The sequence below is a fragment of the Klenkia sp. PcliD-1-E genome, from assembly GCF_024124375.1.
In the GTDB taxonomy this organism is placed as follows: domain Bacteria; phylum Actinomycetota; class Actinomycetes; order Mycobacteriales; family Geodermatophilaceae; genus Klenkia.
Genome location: NZ_JAMXRZ010000021.1, coordinates 29,664 through 45,984, shown reverse-complemented (window position 1 = coordinate 45,984; position 16,321 = coordinate 29,664). Strand labels below are relative to the sequence as shown.

The following is a 16,321-nucleotide window of genomic DNA, read 5'->3' as shown; positions in this document are numbered from 1 at the left end:
GCCCGGGCGACGGCGGGGTCCTCGCACCCGTCCAGGTCGACCGCCAGCACGACCCCGGGTCGGGCCGCGGCGGGCAGCTGGGCCGCCCGGTACCCGTCCAGGTAGAGCAGCCCGCCGCCGGCGCCGGCCAGCCGGTCGGCGACGCGGGCCACGTGCGCGGCGCCCAGCGCGTCGTCCTGGCTGACCACCGAGCGCCGGCCCTCGCCGTCCACCAGCACGATCGCGGTGGACAGGTAGCCGGACCGGTCCGTCCAGGTCGTGTCCACGCCCTCGGCGTCCAGCTGGGCGAGGAACAGGTCGCTGGGCAGGTCCGGGCCCACGACGCCGGCGAAGGCAACGCAGGCGCCGGTCCGTGCGGCGGCGACGGCGGCGTTGGCGCCCATGCCACCGGGCAGCTGGTCGATGGCCGTGGCGTGCACCCGCTCGTCGGGGGCGGGGAAGCGGGGGACCCGGCCCACCACGTCGAGGTTGGCGTAGCCGCAGAAGACCACCGGCGGCGCGGGCGTCACCGGCCGGCCGCCCGGGCGACGTCGCGGACCTTGCCCGGGTCGACCCGACCCCACCAGCGTCCGTTCTCCTTGGCCGCCGACGCGACGATCGCGCCGTCGCACTCGGCCAGCAGCGCCGCGGCGTTGGTCGGGTCCACCCCGCTGCCGATGATCACCGGCAACTGGGTGTGGTCCCGGATGCCGACGACCTCGGAGACGCTGGTGGCGTGACCGGTGCGCGACCCGGTCGCGATGAGCACGTCGGCGTCGAAGAACTCGGCGTCCTCGGTCTGCTCGGCGAGCGTGCGGTCGGCGACGATCGCGTGCGCCCCGTGCTTGACGTGCACGTCGGCGAAGACCTTGACCGGGTCGGCACCGATGCCGTGCCGGTAGCGGGTGGTGCGGGCGGCCTGGCCCTCGATGAACCCCTCGTTGGCCACGTACGCGTTCACCCACTGGTTGACCCGGACCCAGCCCGCACCGGCGGCCCAGGCACTGGCCACCGAGCATTCACCGGCGTTGGACAGCACGCTCACGCCGACCTTCGAGCCGAGCTCGGCGACGACCGCGGCGGTGATGACGCCCATCGAGGCGGCCACCTCGTAGCCGTGCTCGCCGGGCTTGAGGAAGGGCAGGTCCCAGTGGTTCTCCACGATCACGGAATCGAACCCGTTGCCGGTGTAGGCCCGGGCCTCCTCGACGGCGAACCGGACGATCTCGGCGACCGGCTGACCCCGGTAGGCCGGGCTGCCGGGCAGTGCGGGCAGGTGCACGGCACCGATCAACGCGGTGCCGTCCCCGAACAGCTCGGCGATCGCCGAGGGCTTGCTGGGGAAGACCCCGAGGGGAGCGGGCACCGTCGTCACCATCCGTGTAATCGATTGCCAGGGCGTGACGGACGCTACTGCCGACCACCCCCGCGCCGTCAAGAGGCAATCGTTTACATTCATGTTTCGGCAGTTCAGGACGACAACACGCGACCGACACGGGCAGAAACGGACGCGGTCGTGCAGGATGGGGCGGCCCCAGGTTCCGGGGGCAGGACGGGGGGGCCGTGGGCCGGGTGACCATCCGGGACGTCGCCGAGCGTGCCGGCGTCTCCACCGCCACCGTCTCGCGCGCTCTGTCCGGCGCCCGGCCGGTCTCGCCGTCGGTGCTCGAGACGGTCACCCGCGCCGCCGACGACCTGGGCTACTCCGGCAACGGCATCGCCAGCGCGCTGCGCCGCAGCCGTACCGACACCGTCGGCATGGTGGTCCCCAGCATCGCCAACCCGTTCTTCACCGCGCTCGTCGAGGGCGTCGAGCACGCGCTGGCGCAGTCGGGCCTGCAGCTGTTCCTCTGCTCCTCGCGCTCGGACCCGGACCTGGAGGCCCAGCGGCTGCGCAGCCTGGTCGCGCGGCAGGTCGACGGCATCGTGATCAGCCCGGTGCACGGCATCCGCAGCCGCGAGGCCCTCGCGTGGGCCAGCGACCAGCTGCCGCTGGTCCAGGTCGACAGGTACGTCGCCGGGGTCGACAGCGACTGGGTCGGCGTCGACGACGACCTGGCGCTGCGGCTCGTCGTCGACCACCTCGCCGATCGCGGGGTGCGCAGCGCCGCGTTCATCAGCTCCACGCTGACCAACTCCTCCACCGAGCTGCGCGTGGCCGGCTTCAGCGAGCACACCGCCCGCCGCGGCGTCGCCGTCCGGGACGTGCTGCTCGGGGAGTACTCCATCGCGTGGGGGCGGGAGGCCGTGCAGCGGCTGATCGTCGCCGGGCCGCTCCCCGACGCCGTGGTCTGCGCAGACGACCTGATCGCCCTGGGTGTGCTGCAGGCGTGCGCAGCGGCCGGGGTCGGCGTCCCCGAGGACGTGCTCGTGACCGGGTTCGACGACATCCCCTACGCGGCGCTCTCGGACCCCCCGCTGACCACCGTCCGCCAGCCCCAGGACGACATCGCCGCAGAGGCGGTCCGGTTGCTGTCGGCCGCGCTCGGCCCGCACCGGGACGCACCGGCCCGTGCCGCGCTCGCGCCGTCGCTGGTGGTGCGGGCCAGCACCGGCCTCAGCCCCAGCGGCTGACCACCTCGCCGAACACCGCGACGGCCTGGGTCAGCTCGGCGACCTCGACGTACTCGTCACGGGCGTGCATGACCGCCGGCGTGCCCGGCCCCCAGACGACCACCGGTGCGCCGGCGGCCAGGGGGCCGAGCACCGAGCCGTCGGTGAAGTAGGTGGCCGGCTCGGCGCGGACGGTCGCGGGCAGCGCCCGCACCCACGGGTCGTCGGCGTCGGTGCGCAACGGCGGCAGGTCGACCCGGACGTCGACCTCGGCCACCTCGGGCTGGGCCCGCCACCAGGCCTGCAGCGCCGCGCCGTCGCCGACCGTGCGCATGTCGACGACGACCTCCGCGGCGTCGGGCACCACGTTGGGCACGGTGCCGCCGGCGATCACCCCGGGGTTCCAGGTCTCGGTGCCCAGGAACGGCTCGCTGGCCAGCGGCAGGTCGGCGCCGGCCCGGGCAAGGACGGCGACGAGGTCCAGGACGGCGTTGTGACCGAGGTGCGGCGTGCTGCCGTGCGCGGCCCGGCCCGCGGCCCGCACCGCCAGCCACAGCGCGCCGCGGTGGCCCAGCACGACCTCGTTGCCGGTGGCCTCGGGGACGACCACCGCGCCGGTCGGCGAGCCGGCCAGCGCCTGCGCGGCCACCGCGGCGCCGTGCGAGCCGATCTCCTCGTCGCTGGTCAGCAGCAGGCCGACCGGGGTCTCCGGGTCGGCGGCGGCGACCGCCGCGGCGGCCGCGACCAGGCCCGCCTTCATGTCCGATCCACCCCGGCCCCAGACCCGGCCGTCCTCGGCCTCGGCCCCGAAGGGGTCGCGCTGCCAGTGCACCGCGTCGGCGGCCGGCACGGTGTCGACGTGGCAGGCGAACAGCAGTCGCGGCCGCCCGGGGTCGGCGGGCGTGGCCAGCAGCGTCCAGGGGTGGTCGGGGTCCTCGCCGTCGGTCCGCAGCAGGCGCGGGGCCCGGGCGGTCACCACCTCGGCCACGGTGCCCATCAGGTCCCGCTGCGGCCGCGGGTCACCCGACACGGTGGGCCGGCGCACCAGCTCGCGGACGAGGTCGACCGGGTCGATCAGCACGACCCCACCCTGCCGGTTCCACGTGGAACCGGCAGGGTCACCAGGCCGGAGGCGCTGCCTCCGGCGGGGGTGGCGGGGCGCCGCCGCCGCGGACGTGGTCGACCCAGCCGCCGACCACGGGCAGCCCGGCCAGCACGGCGGACACCGCCGGCGCGGGCAGCAGGAAGACCACCAGCACCGCCTGCCCGAACGCCGACCCGTAGGAGGTCGCGGCGCTGATCACCGCCTGCAGCAGCACCGCCAGGGCCAGCGCCGCCCCGCCGCCGACGACCAGCCAGCGGTCCCGGCCGGCCAGCAACCGGGTCCCTCCGGCGATCAGCGCCACCCCGGCCGGGATGCCCACGACCACGCCGAGCCAGCTGCTGCTGCCGCCGTCCGAGCCGGCCAGCAGCACGATCGCGACCAGCCCCCAGAGCAGCGCGATGCCGCCGGCGACGAAGCCCAGCGTCGCGGCCGCGGTGGCCTGGGCGGGCCGGCCGGGGCCGCGGGGCCATGCGGGCGGGGACGGGGCCGGCGGCGTCCAACCCCACGGCTGCCCCCAGGGCTGACCCCCGGGCGGGGGACCCCAGGCCGGGGCACCCCAGGGCTGCTGCGGCGGGTAGGGCGGGAACTGGTCGCCCGGCCCGCCGGCCCACGGCTGCGACGGCGGCGGGCCGGTGTAGGGCTCGTGCTCGGGCGCGTCGGCGCCGTCCCGGGGTGCGCTCACCCTTGCAGTGTGGCCGACCGCGCCGTCGTCGCCGGGCAGGTCAGTCGCCGGGTGCCTCGTGCCGCCCGTGCCCGGTGCCCGCCGCGGCGGGCTCGCGCGGCGCGTCCTCGGGCGCCTCGTGCGCACCGTGGTGGGCCGGCGCCTCCAGCTTGGCCCCCTCGACGTCCAGGTCGGGCAGCACCTTCTCGGCCCAGCGCGGCAACCACCAGGCCGACCGCCCCATCAGCACCAGGACGGCGGGCACCAGCGTCATCCGGACCAGGAAGGCGTCCACCAGCACGCCCACCGCCAGGCCGAACGCGATCGACTTCACCACCGGCTCGTCGATGGTCAGGAAGCTGGCGAACACCGAGAACATGATCAGCGCGGCGGCGGTGACCACCCGGGCCGCGTGCCGCATGCCCTCCAGCACGGCCTCGCGCGGGGAGGCGCCGTGCACGTAGGCCTCGCGCATGCGGGAGACGAGGAAGACCTCGTAGTCCATCGCCAACCCGAACAGCACCGCGATGAGGATGATCGGCATCAGGCTGACCACCGGGCCGGCGCTGGCCACCCCGAACAGGTCGATCAACCAGCCCCACTGGAACACCGCGACCACGGCACCGAAGGACGCGACCACCGACAGCAGGAAACCCAGAGCGGCCTTGACCGGCACCAGCACCGAGCGGAAGACCAGCAGCAGCAGGACCACCGACAGGCCGACCACCACCAGGGCGAAGGGCACCAGCGCGGCACCCAGCGTGCTGGAGACGTCGATGGCGACCGCGGTCTGGCCGGTGACGGCGATCGTGCCGCCGGTCTGCTGCTCCAGCTGCGGGGCCAGGTCGCGGATGTCGCCGACCAGCCGGGTGGTGGCCTCGTCCTGCGGTCCGCTCTCGGGGATGACCTGGATCAGCCAGGTGGTCGCGCCCAGCTGCTGGGGGACGGCGGCCAGTACGTCGTCCAGCCCGCCGGTGGAGGTGCCCGGGACGAGCCCGGGGGTACCGCCGATGGCCTGCGCGACGGCCTGGGCCGAGGCCTGGCCGTTCGCCGCGTCCACGCCGTCGAGCAGCACGACCAGCGGCCCGTTGAGGCCGGGGCCGAAGTACTCGGCGACGGCGTCGTAGGTGGCCCGCTGGGAGCTGCCCTCGGCGGCGGTGCCGTTGTCGGGCAGCGCGAGCTCGAGCTTCGTCGTCGGGATCGCGACCACCAGCAGGCCGGCGACGACGAGCAGCGCGGTCAGCCAGGGCACGCGGGTGACGACGGCGGCCCACCGGACGCCCAGGGACCGGCCGCCCGACGCGCTGGCCTCCTCCAGCCGTGCGGTGCGGCTGCCCGGCTTCGGGGCCAGCCGCGCGCCGGCGAAGCCCATCAGCGCGGGCACCAGGGTCAGCGCGACCGCGACGGCGACCAGCACGGTGCCCGCGGCCCCCAGGCCCATCACGGTCAGGAAGGGGATGCCGACCACCGACAGCCCGGCGAGGGCGACGACGACGGTGAGGCCGGCGAACACGACGGCCGAGCCCGCGGTGCCCACGGCGCGGCCGGCGGACTCCTCGGGGTCGGCGCCCGCGGCCAGCTGGGTGCGGTGCCGGGACAGGATGAACAGCGTGTAGTCGATGCCGACCGCCAGTCCGATCATCAGCGCCAGCGTCGGCGCCGAGGACGACAGCGTGGTGAAGCTGCCGATGGCGAGGAAGCCGAGCAGCCCGACCGCGACGCCGACCAGGGCGGTCAGCAGGTTCATCCCGGCCGCCAGCAGCGACCCGAGCGCGACGGCGAGGACGACGACGGCGACCGCGACGCCGACGAACTCCAGCGGCCCGATGGTGACCGCCGTCGTCTGGAACGCGTTCCCGCCGACGTCCACGGTGAGCCCGGCGTCGGAGGCCGCGGTGGTGGCGGCCTGCAGCTGCTCGAGGGCGTCGTCGGGCAGCAGCGTGTTGTTGACCGTGTACTGCACGTTCGCCAGGGCGGCCCGGCCGCCCAGGCTGATGGCCTGGGACTGGAACGGGTCGACGACGGCGCCGACATCGGTGACCCGGCCCATCGCCTGCACGGCCGACTCGATGGCCTGCTGGTAGGTGGGGTCGGCGACGCTGGAGCCGTCGGGGGCGACGAAGACCACCTGGGCGCTCGCCCCCGCGGCGGCCGGGGAGACCTCGGTGAGCCGGTCGAGGGCCTGCTGGGACTCCGAGCCGGGGATGGTGAACCGGTCGTCGAAGGACAGCCCGCGCACCAGCACCGCCGCCGCGACGCCGGCGAGCACCAGCACCCAGACGGCCACGACGACCCAGCGGTTGCGGAAGGAGGCGCGGCCGAGCCGCTGCAGCAGGGTGGACACGGGCGCTCCTACGGGGTGGGTGCGGTCGACGGGGCGGTGACGCCCCGGACGAGGGCGAGGAAGGCGGTCCGCTCGAGGGCGCCGGTGCGGGCGCCGGGGGTGCGGGCGGAGGCGAGTGCGAGGCCGTGGTGCAGGGCCAGGAAGGCGTGCGCGACGTCGGTGGCCGGCAGGGTGAGGGTCACCCCGAGGGTGTCCGCGGCCCGCTCCAGGACCTCGGCGACCTGGGTGGCCATGCCCTCGGCGAACCGGTCCAGCAGGGCGGCGGCGTCGGTGTCGCGGGCGGCGAGCAGCTGGTACTCGGTGTGCACCAGGGTCCAGGTCCGGCCGGCGGCCAGCAGGTCGGCGACCCGGTCGACGGCGGCGACCAGCGGGTCGGCGGCGCCGGAGACCTCGGCGACCAGCTGCTCGGCGGCGGCCAGGTCGCGGGCGGTCTCCCGGGTCATCAGGGCCGCGAACAGCTCGTGCTTGGTGCTGAAGCTGGAGTAGAAGGCGCCGCGGGTGAACCCGCCGCGGCGGCAGACGTCCTCGACGCTGGCCGCGGCGAACCCGGTGTCGGCGAAGGTCTCCAGGGCGGCGTCCAGCAGCCGCTCGACGGTGACCGCGCGGCGGCGGGTGGTCGGGGCGCTCACGATGCAGGACTGTATTGGATACAGCCCTGCATCGTCGCGCCCGGGGGTCAGATGGTGGGCAGGACCTTCTTCATCTGCTCCTCCGTGTCCGACCCGAGCTTCTCCAGGGCCGGCTTGAGCAGCGGGCCGGCCACCGTCGCGACGCCGTGGAAGTCGAAGTCGACGTGGTAGGTGATCTCGGTCGTCCGTGCGTCCACCGCCCGCAGGGAGATGTCGTCGGTGGAGGTGACGGTCTTGTTCTCCCCGATCAGCGTCAGGTGGTCGGGCTCCCAGCGGTCGAGGCGGTACTCGAGCTCGGTCTCCCGGCCCATGAACTCGCTGACGTTGTGCCAGCGGGAGCCGACCTGCACCGGCTGGCCGTCCAGCGGGGTGCAGCTCTTCGTGCCCGGGTCCCAGGCCTCGGCGTGGGCGAAGTCGGCCAGGTAGGGCCCGACCTTCTCGATCGGTGCGGTGACGGTGAAGGTGCGCTCGACGGTCGGCATGCCGCGGCGGTGCCCGGTGGGCGCCGTCCCCAACCCTCGCCCGGCGTGGATCAGGTGCGACGGGCACCGTGCATCCTCAGCCGCCGACGTCAGTGGCTGAGGATGCACATTCGTCGTCGCACCTGATCCACGCCGCGGGCGCGGGGCAGCTCAGACCAGGGCGCGGCCGACGGCGACGGCCCGGGTGTCCGGCGCCGCGACCCGGGCGGCGTCGGCGGCCCGGTCGTCGGCCTCGGTCTGCGAGCGCCGCTCGGCCTCGACGCGGGCGGCGTACGAGTCGACCTCGTTGGCGATCCGCTCCTCGTCCCAGCCCAGCACGCCGGCGACGGCGCGGGCCACCGGCTCGGCGGACTCGGTGCCGCGGTGCGGGGTCTCGATGGAGATGCGGGTGCGGCGGGCGAGCAGGTCGTCCAGGTGCAGCGCACCCTCGTGCGCGGCGCCCCAGACCATCTCGACCATCAGGTACTCCTCGGCACCCGGGACCGGCTGCAGCAGGTCGCGGTCCTCGGCGGCCAGCGCCAGCACGTCGGGGGTCATCGAGCCGTACCGGTTGAGCAGGTGCTCGGCGCGGTAGCGGCCGATGCCCCACTGCTCGGCCAGCCGGTCGAGGGAGTTGACCATCGCCTGGTAGCCCTCGGCACCCAGCAGCGGGATGTCCTCGGTGACGCTGGCCGGCACCGACCGGGTCACGTCCTCGACGACGGCGTCGACGGCGTCGGCGGCCATCGGGCGGTAGGTCGTGTACTTGCCGCCGGCCACCGAGATGACCCCGGGCGAGGGCCGGGCGACGGCGTGCTCGCGGGAGAGCTGGCTGGTGTCCTCGCTCTCGCCGGACAGCAGCGGACGCAGCCCCGCGTAGACGCCGGAGATGTCCTCGTGGCCCAGCGGGGTGGTGAGCACCTCGTTGACGTGCTCGAGGATGTAGTCGATGTCGGCCTTGGACGCCGCGGGGTGCGCCTTGTCCAGGTCCCAGTCGGTGTCCGTCGTCCCCACGATCCAGTGCGAGCCCCAGGGGATGACGAACAGCACGGACTTCTCGGTCTTGAGGATCAGCCCGGTCTCGCCGTTGATCCGGTCGCGCGGGACGACGATGTGCACGCCCTTGGAGGCGCGGACGTGGAAACGGCCGCGGCCGCCGACCAGGGTCTGCAGGTCGTCGGTCCACACACCGGTCGCGTTGACCACGACCTCGCTCCTGACGTCGACCTCCTGGCCGGTCTCCACGTCCCGCACCCGGGCGCCGACGACGCGGCCCCCGACGCGGGTGAAGGAGACGACCTCGGCGGAGTTGAGCACGGTGGCGCCGTACTTGGCCGCGGTGAGCGCCACGGTGAGGGTGTGCCGGGCGTCGTCGGCCTGGGCGTCGTAGTAGCGGACGGCGCCGACCAGCGCGTCGGGCTTCAGCGCCGGGAAGAGCTTGCGGGCGCCGGTGCGGGTCAGGTGCTTCTGCGCGGGCATCGGCTCGCTGAGCGCGCCGAACCGGGCCAGGCCGTCGTAGAGCGCCAGGCCGGCGGTGACGTAGGGCCGCTCCCACACCCGGTGGGTGAGCGGGTAGAGGAACTGCAGCGGCTTGACCAGGTGCGGGCTGATCCGGTTCACCGCGAGGTCGCGCTCGTGCAGGGCCTCGCGGACCAGGCCGAAGTCGAACTGCTCCAGGTAGCGCAGGCCGCCGTGGAACAGCTTGGAGGACCGCGACGAGGTGCCCGAGGCGAAGTCGCGGGCCTCGACCATGGCGGTCTTCAGGCCGCGGGTGACGGCGTCCAGGGCGACGCCGGCGCCGGTGACACCGCCACCGACGACGAGGACCTCGAACTCCTCGGAGGCCAGCGCTTCCCACGCGGCGGCGCGCTGCTCGGGACCGAGGACGGGGACGGCGGACATGGCGAACTCCTCGCGACGTCGAGTCCGGCGCGGCTCTGCTCCGGACGCTCTGCCGCCACGGTAGGACCGGCGCACGGGCCCGGCGATGCGAGCCGTACGACGATGTCGCACGGCTGCAGGTCAGTCCGCACCCCAGGCGATGGACAACCGGACCGCCTTCTCCCAGGTCGGGTACTCGGCGGCCAGCTGCGCGGCGCGGGCCGGGACCGGGCTCCACTGCGCCGAGCGGTGCCAGTTGCGGCGCAGCGCCTCGACGTCGGCCCACAGCCCGACGGCGAGCCCGGCGGCGTAGGCCGCACCCAACGAGACGGTCTCACCGACCATCGGCCGGACGACGGGGGTGTCCAGCACGTCGGCGACGAACTGCATGAGCAGGTTGTTGGTGGTCATCCCGCCGTCCACCCGCAGCGCCGGCAGCTGCAGGCCGGAGTCCGCCGCCATGGCCAGGACCACGTCGCGGGTCTGCCAGCCGGTGGCCTCCAGCACCGCCCGCGCCAGGTGCCCCTTGGTGACGTAGGAGGTCAACCCGGCGACCAGGCCGCGGGCCTCGCCGCGCCAGTGCGGGGCGAGCAGCCCGGAGAAGGCGGGGACGACGTAGCAGCCGCCGTTGTCGGCCACCGAGCGGGCCAGCGTCTCGATCTCCGGGGCGCTGCCGATGAGGCCCAGCCCGTCGCGCAGCCACTGCACCAGGGCGCCCGCGACGGCGACCGAGCCCTCCAGCGCGTAGTGCACCGGCTCCCCGGCCAGCTGGTAGGCCACCGTGGAGATCGACCCCGACCGGGTGCGCACCAGCTCGGTGCCGGTGTTCTGCAGCAGGAAGCTGCCGGTGCCGTAGGTGCACTTGGCCTCGCCGGGGGAGAAGCAGGCCTGGCCGAACAGCGCCGCCTGCTGGTCACCGAGGGTGCCGGTGATGGGGATGGGCGCACCCAGCGCGGTCGCCGTCCCGAGCCGGCCCACCGAGGGCGCGATCGCGGGCAGCAGCGCGGCCGGGATGCCGAAGAAGTCCAGCAGCACCGGGTCCCACGTGCAGCTGCGGCAGTCCATCAGCGAGGTCCGGCTGGCGTTGGTCACGTCGGTGACGTGCACGCCGCCATCCGGGCCGCCGGTCAGGTTCCAGACCAGCCAGGTCTCCATCGTGCCGAACAGCAGCTCACCGGCCTCGGCCCGCTCGCGGGCGCGGGGCACGTGGTCGAGCACCCACCGCAGCCGCGGACCGGCGAAGTAGCCGGCGATGTCCATGCCGCTGCGCTCGCGGACCACCGCGGCGTCGGGCCGGGCCGACAGCTGCGCGACCAGCTCGGCGGTGCGGGTGTCCTGCCAGACGATCGCCCGGGTGACCGGCCGGCCGGTGGCCCGCTCCCACACCACGGTGGTCTCGCGCTGGTTGGCGATGCCGAGGGCCACCACCTCACCGGCCGAGGACGCCGCGTCGCGCAGCGCCTGGGCCGCCGTCCGCTGCGTGTTCGCCCAGATCTCCATGGGGTCGTGCTCGACCCAACCGGGGCGGGGGAAGAACTGCCGGTGCTCCCGCTGCCGCACCGACACCAGCCGGCCACCGCGGTCGAACACGATCGAGCGGGTCGACGTCGTGCCCTGGTCGACCGCGAGGACGACGCGGTCAGCCATGCCAGCCGAGTTCCCGGCTGATGGCCTGCGCGGACTCCAGCACCATCGACACCAGCAGGGGGCGGGGCCGGTGCCGGCGGTCCAGCACGGTCTCGGCCGGGCCGCTGATGCCCAGGGCGGCCACCACCAGGCCGGTGGAGCCGCGGACCGGTGCGGCCAGCCCCGCCGTCCCCGGTTCGTGGCCGCCGTCCAGGACGGCCCAGCCCCGGGCCCGCACGGTCGCGACGTCGGCGCGGCGGGCGTCGACGTCCCCGCGCACCGAGCGGTGCGGGGCGAAGGCCACCAGCACCGCACCCAGCGCCGTCCGGTCGGCGGGCAGGACGGTGCCCACGTCGAGGACCTGGGCGGAGTCGTCGGGGCGGAAGACGTGGTGCACCACCCGCACCTGCTCGCCGTCCAGCGTGGCCAGCCGGACGGCCTGCCCGCTGCGGGAGGCCAGCGCGTCGGTCCAGTTGGAGGCCCGGGAGCGCAGTTCGTTCACGTCCAGGTGCCCGGCGCCCAGCCGCAGCAACCCCGGGCCCAGGGAGTAGTGGCCCTCGCGGTCCTGCTCGACGAACCGCACCCCGAGCAGGGTGCGCAGCAGGCTGTGCGCGGTGGTCTTGGGCAGGCCGACCGCGACCGCGATGTCGGTCACGCCGAGCGTGCCGCCGCTGCCCGCGACCACCTGCAGGATGGCCGCGGCCCGCTCGACGGACTGCACGGATCCGGGCACACCGCGGAACCTAAGCCATCCGGCACCCTCGGGTCCTGTCCGACCATGTCGGACGCCGGAGCTTCCGCCGCGTGATCGGGGCCACTTAGCGTCCGATCGCACAGCACCGGGGTGACGGGGGCCACCTGAGGTGACGGTTCGGCCCGCACCGCCGCGGGCCACGTGACAGGAGATCGACCTTGGACCAGACCACCAGTCTGCTGGCCGTGTTCGGCAGCGAGGTGACCGGAACGGCCATCCTCATCCTGCTCGGCGTCGGCGTCGTCGCCAACGTCCTGCTGGCCAAGTCCGGCGCCCTCGGCGGCGGCTACATCGTGATCATCTTCGGCTGGGGCCTCGCGGTCTTCGCCGGCGTCTACGCCGCGGCCAAGTCGGGGGCGCACCTGAACCCGGCCGTCACGATCGGCCTGCTCGTCGGACCGGGTGACACCTACGCGGTCGGGGTGCCGATCACCCTCGGGTCCACGTTGACCTACTTCGCAGGCGAGCTCGTCGGCGCGATGCTCGGCGCGGTGCTGGCCTGGCTGGCCTTCCGCAAGCACTACGAGGCCGAGACCGACCCGGGCACGATCCTGGGCACCTTCTCCACCAGCCCGGCCATCAAGAGCTACGCCGACAACGTGATCACCGAGGCCATCGGCACGTTCGTGCTGGTCTACATCGTGCTCCGCTTCGGCGACACCCCCACGCAGATCGGCCCGCTGGCCGTCGCGCTGCTGGTCGTCGGCATCGGTGCTTCGCTGGGCGGGCCGACCGGCTACGCCATCAACCCGGCGCGCGACCTCGGGCCGCGCATCGTGCACGCGATCCTGCCCATCAAGAACAAGGGCACCAGCAACTGGGGCTACGCGTGGGTGCCGGTGGTCGGGCCGGTCATCGGTGGCCTGCTCGCCGGCCTGTTCGCCCACGTGTCCGTCTGACCCACGACCCACCACTCAGAGCTGAGGAGAGAACCCATGGCAGGGAAGTACGTCGCCGCGATCGACCAGGGCACCACCAGCACCCGCTGCATCCTCTTCGACCACGACGGCAAGATCGTCGCGACCGGGCAGAAGGAGCACGAGCAGATCTTCCCGCGCGCGGGCTGGGTCGAGCACGACCCGATGGAGATCTGGGCCAACACCCGCGAGGTCGTCGGCCAGGCGCTGGCCCGCGGCAACGCCTCGACGTCGGACATCGTCGCGGTCGGCATCACCAACCAGCGCGAGACCACCGTGGTGTGGGACAGGACCACCGGGCAGCCGGTCTACAACGCAATCGTCTGGCAGGACACCCGCACCGGGAAGATCTGCGACTCCCTCGCCGCCCTCGGCGGCGGTGACGAGCGGTACAAGGACCGGGTCGGCCTGCCGCTGGCGACCTACTTCGCCGGACCCAAGGTCCGCTGGGTCCTGGACAACGTCGACGGCGCCCGCGAGAAAGCCGAGGCCGGTGACCTGCTCATGGGCACCATCGACTCCTGGCTGATCTGGAACATGACCGGCGGCACCGACGGCGGCAAGCACCTCACCGACGTCTCCAACGCCAGCCGCACCATGCTCATGGACTACCGCACCCTGGAGTGGCTCCCCGACATCGCCGAGGAGATGGGCATCCCGATGTCCATGCTCCCGGAGATCCGCAGCAACTCCGAGGTCTACGGCGAGGGCCGGTCGGCCGGCTTCCTGGCCGGGGTGCCGATCTCGGGGTCGCTCGGCGACCAGCAGGCGGCCACCTTCGGCCAGGTCTGCTTCGAGCGCGGCATGGCCAAGAACACCTACGGCACCGGCAACTTCATGCTGCTCAACACCGGCGAGGAGGCCGTGCCGAGCGAGAACGGCCTGCTCACCACGCTGTGCTACAAGCTGGGCGACGCCAAGCCGGTGTACGCGCTGGAGGGCTCGATCGCCGTCACCGGGTCGCTGGTGCAGTGGCTGCGGGACAACCTGGGGATCATCAACTCCGCCCCCGAGATCGAGACGCTGGCCGCCGGCGTCGAGGACAACGGCGGGGCGTACTTCGTGCCCGCGTTCTCGGGCCTGTTCGCCCCGCACTGGCGCTCCGACGCCCGCGGCGCCGTCGTCGGGCTGACCCGCTACGTCAACAAGGGCCACATCGCCCGGGCGGTGCTGGAGGCCACCGCGTTCCAGACCCGCGAGGTGCTGGACGCGATGAACGCCGACTCCGGGGTCGACCTGACCGAGCTGCGGGTGGACGGCGGGATGGTCGGCAACGAGCTGCTCATGCAGTTCCAGGCCGACGTGCTCGACGTCCCGGTGATCCGGCCGGAGATCGTGGAGACCACCGCGCTGGGCGCTGCCTACGCCGCCGGCCTGGCGGTCGGGTTCTGGTCCGACCTCGACGAGCTCACCGCCAAGTGGGCCGAGGACAAGCGCTGGGAGCCGGCGATGGACGCGGCCGAGCGCGACCGGCAGTACCGCAACTGGCAGAAGGCCGTCACCAAGACCCTGGACTGGGTCGACGACGACGTCTCCTGACCCCCGCGCGCCCCGGCGTTGACCAGGGGCGTTGATCGAACTCCGGCCCCCTGCGCCAGATCTGGTGCAGGGGGCCGGACTTTCGTGCAGGGAGTCGCGCCCGCCACCCAACGTGGATCAACCAGGTTGATCGAAGTCCGTCTTGGCTCACCGGTGCCGGTGAGCCAGGACGGACTCCGGTGAACCCCGCTGATCCACGCCGGACCCGCTCAGCTGCCGAGCGCCGCCGAGACGACGGCGCGGGCCTCCTCCTGCACCTTCGCCAGGTGGTCGGGGCCCCGGAAGGACTCGGCGTAGATCTTGTAGACGTCCTCGGTGCCCGACGGGCGGGCGGCGAACCAGGCGTTCTCGGTCGTCACCTTCAGGCCGCCGATCGTGGCGCCGTTGCCGGGGGCCTCGGTGAGCTTGCCGGTGATCGGCTCCCCGGCCAGCTCGGTCGCGGTGACGTCGGCGGGGGAGAGCTTGCCGAGCTTGGCCTTCTCCTCGCGGCTGGCCGCGGCGTCGACCCGGGCGTAGGCGGACTCCCCGAACCTCTCGGTCAGCCCCCGGTGCAGCTCGCTGGGCGAGGACCCGGTGACCGCCTGGATCTCCGAGGCCAGCAGCGCCAGCAGGATGCCGTCCTTGTCCGTCGTCCAGACCCCGCCGTCGCGGCGCAGGAACGACGCCCCGGCCGACTCCTCCCCGCCGAACCCGACCGACCCGTCGATGAGCCCGGGCACGAACCATTTGAACCCGACCGGCACCTCCCGCAGTTCGCGGCCGAGGTCGGCGACCACCCGGTCGATCAGGGACGAGGACACCAGCGTCTTGCCCACCGCGGTGGACGGCGCCCAGCCGGGCCGGTGGGCGAACAGGTAGGAGATGGCGACGGCCAGGTAGTGGTTCGGGTTCATCAACCCGCCGTCGGGGGTGACGATGCCGTGCCGGTCGGCGTCGGCGTCGTTGCCGGTGGCGATCTGGAACCGGTCCTTCTGCTCGATGAGGGAGGCCATCGCGGACGGCGAGGAGCAGTCCATCCGGATCTTGCCGTCCCAGTCCAGGGTCATGAACCGCCACGTCGCGTCGACCAGCGGGTTCACCACGGTCAGGTCGAGGCGGTGCACCTCGGCGATGCGGCCCCAGTAGTCGACGCTGGCCCCGCCGAGCGGGTCGGCACCGATGCGCACGCCGGCCGCCCGGACGGCGTCGAGGTCGAGCACGTCCGGCAGGTCGGCGACGTAGTCGCCGGTGAAGTCGTGGCCGTGCGCGGCCGCCCGGGCCTTCGCGAACGGCACCCGCCGGACGCCGTCCAGCCCGGCGCGCAGCAGCTCGTTGGCCCGGTTCGCGATCCAGCCGGTGGCGTCGGAGTCGGCCGGGCCGCCGTGCGGCGGGTTGTACTTGAACCCGCCGTCGCGGGGCGGGTTGTGGCTGGGCGTGACGACGATGCCGTCGGCCAGGCCGCTGTCCTTGCCCCGGTTGGCCCGCAGGATCGCGTGGCTGACCGCGGGCGTGGGCGTGTACCGGTCGGCGTCGTCGACGAGCACCGTCACGTCGTTGGCGACGAGCACCTCCAGCGCGCTCGCCCACGCGGGCTCGCTCAGCCCGTGGGTGTCGCGGCCGACGAACAGCGGGCCGTCGAACCCCTGCCCGCGCCGGTACTCCACGATCGCCTGGGTCGTCGCCAGGATGTGCGCCTCGTTGAACGCGCCGTCCAGGCTGGACCCGCGGTGGCCGCTGGTGCCGAACACGACCTGCTGTCCGGGGTCCTCGGGGTCGGGCTGCACCGTGTAGTAGGCGGTGACCAGGTGCGCCAGGTCGACCAGGTCCGAGGGCTGGGCCGGGGTGCCGGCGCGGTCGTCGCTCATGCCGGTGATCCTCGCCCGAGGCGGGCCC

14 protein-coding genes are annotated in these 16,321 nt (G+C 74.0%); 3 read left to right on the top strand and 11 right to left on the bottom strand.

The window, feature by feature from the left end; all coding sequences use genetic code 11:
* Positions 1-509, bottom strand: a 509-nt coding sequence (locus NH342_RS06385; RefSeq protein WP_253012838.1) for a PfkB family carbohydrate kinase, incomplete at its 3' end; no start/stop codon positions are given.
* Positions 506-1,345 carry a BtpA/SgcQ family protein gene (locus NH342_RS06380; protein ID WP_253012836.1) on the bottom strand — a complete coding sequence of 280 codons (840 nt, stop codon included), beginning with the start codon at positions 1,343-1,345 and terminating at the stop codon, positions 506-508. The genes NH342_RS06385 and NH342_RS06380, both read right to left, overlap by 4 nt.
* Before the next feature lie 206 nt (positions 1,346-1,551).
* Here NH342_RS06380 and NH342_RS06375 point away from each other — a divergent pair, with 206 nt between their 5' ends.
* Entirely contained in the window at positions 1,552-2,553 is a 1,002-nt protein-coding gene (locus tag NH342_RS06375) for a LacI family DNA-binding transcriptional regulator (protein WP_253012834.1), read from the top strand.
* Here the strand turns inward: NH342_RS06375 and NH342_RS06370 are convergent.
* The 8 genes from NH342_RS06370 to NH342_RS06335 form a co-directional block, all read right to left on the bottom strand.
* Positions 2,537-3,613, bottom strand: coding sequence for a M20 family metallopeptidase (locus NH342_RS06370; RefSeq protein ID WP_253012832.1), 1,077 nt, complete (start codon positions 3,611-3,613; stop codon positions 2,537-2,539). The genes NH342_RS06375 and NH342_RS06370 overlap by 17 nt on opposite strands.
* Before the next feature lie 37 nt (positions 3,614-3,650).
* A complete protein-coding gene (locus tag NH342_RS06365) occupies positions 3,651-4,319 on the bottom strand; it encodes a hypothetical protein (RefSeq protein WP_253012830.1) in 669 nt (222 codons plus the stop codon).
* 40 nt (positions 4,320-4,359) lie between these two features.
* A complete protein-coding gene (locus tag NH342_RS06360) occupies positions 4,360-6,642 on the bottom strand; it encodes an MMPL family transporter (RefSeq protein WP_253012828.1) in 2,283 nt (760 codons plus the stop codon).
* 8 nt (positions 6,643-6,650) lie between these two features.
* Complete coding sequence (locus NH342_RS06355) at positions 6,651-7,271, bottom strand: TetR/AcrR family transcriptional regulator (RefSeq protein ID WP_253012826.1); 621 nt, start codon at positions 7,269-7,271, stop codon at positions 6,651-6,653.
* A 47-nt stretch (positions 7,272-7,318) separates the two neighbouring features.
* A complete protein-coding gene (locus NH342_RS06350) occupies positions 7,319-7,753 on the bottom strand; it encodes an SRPBCC family protein (RefSeq protein WP_253012824.1) in 435 nt (144 codons plus the stop codon).
* A 150-nt stretch (positions 7,754-7,903) separates the two neighbouring features.
* A complete protein-coding gene (locus NH342_RS06345) occupies positions 7,904-9,634 on the bottom strand; it encodes a glycerol-3-phosphate dehydrogenase/oxidase (RefSeq protein WP_253012822.1) in 1,731 nt (576 codons plus the stop codon).
* A gap of 120 nt (positions 9,635-9,754) precedes the next feature.
* Complete coding sequence (glpK, locus tag NH342_RS06340; protein ID WP_253012820.1) at positions 9,755-11,260, bottom strand: glycerol kinase GlpK; 1,506 nt, start codon at positions 11,258-11,260, stop codon at positions 9,755-9,757.
* On the bottom strand, positions 11,253-11,972 hold the full coding sequence (locus NH342_RS06335; protein WP_253012818.1) for an IclR family transcriptional regulator: 720 nt from the start codon (positions 11,970-11,972) through the stop codon (positions 11,253-11,255). Before NH342_RS06335 ends, glpK (NH342_RS06340) begins: the two co-directional genes overlap by 8 nt.
* A 179-nt stretch (positions 11,973-12,151) precedes the next feature.
* Here NH342_RS06335 and NH342_RS06330 point away from each other — a divergent pair, with 179 nt between their 5' ends.
* Together NH342_RS06330 and glpK (NH342_RS06325) are read left to right on the top strand one after the other, a co-directional pair.
* The gene (locus NH342_RS06330) at positions 12,152-12,892 is read left to right on the top strand and encodes an MIP/aquaporin family protein (protein ID WP_253012816.1); all 741 of its coding nucleotides are present in this window, start codon (positions 12,152-12,154) and stop codon (positions 12,890-12,892) included.
* A gap of 36 nt (positions 12,893-12,928) precedes the next feature.
* The gene (gene glpK / locus NH342_RS06325) at positions 12,929-14,449 is read left to right on the top strand and encodes a glycerol kinase GlpK (protein ID WP_253012814.1); all 1,521 of its coding nucleotides are present in this window, start codon (positions 12,929-12,931) and stop codon (positions 14,447-14,449) included.
* Between the two features lie 209 nt (positions 14,450-14,658).
* Here glpK (NH342_RS06325) and pgm read toward each other — a convergent pair whose 3' ends face one another.
* Positions 14,659-16,293 carry a phosphoglucomutase (alpha-D-glucose-1,6-bisphosphate-dependent) gene (gene pgm / locus NH342_RS06320; protein ID WP_253012812.1) on the bottom strand — a complete coding sequence of 545 codons (1,635 nt, stop codon included), beginning with the start codon at positions 16,291-16,293 and terminating at the stop codon, positions 14,659-14,661.
* Positions 16,294-16,321: the final 28 nt, after the last annotated feature.

What these genes read in the sequence shown, in the direction of transcription:
- NH342_RS06350 (WP_253012824.1), bottom strand. Translation starts at nt 7,753, where the DNA reads ATGCCGACCGTCGAGCGCACCTTCACCGTCACCGCACCGATCGAGAAG.
- NH342_RS06345 (WP_253012822.1), bottom strand. Translation starts at nt 9,634, where the DNA reads ATGTCCGCCGTCCCCGTCCTCGGTCCCGAGCAGCGCGCCGCCGCGTGG.
- glpK (WP_253012820.1), bottom strand. Translation starts at nt 11,260, where the DNA reads ATGGCTGACCGCGTCGTCCTCGCGGTCGACCAGGGCACGACGTCGACC.
- glpK (WP_253012814.1), top strand. Translation starts at nt 12,929, where the DNA reads ATGGCAGGGAAGTACGTCGCCGCGATCGACCAGGGCACCACCAGCACC.
- pgm (WP_253012812.1), bottom strand. Translation starts at nt 16,293, where the DNA reads ATGAGCGACGACCGCGCCGGCACCCCGGCCCAGCCCTCGGACCTGGTC.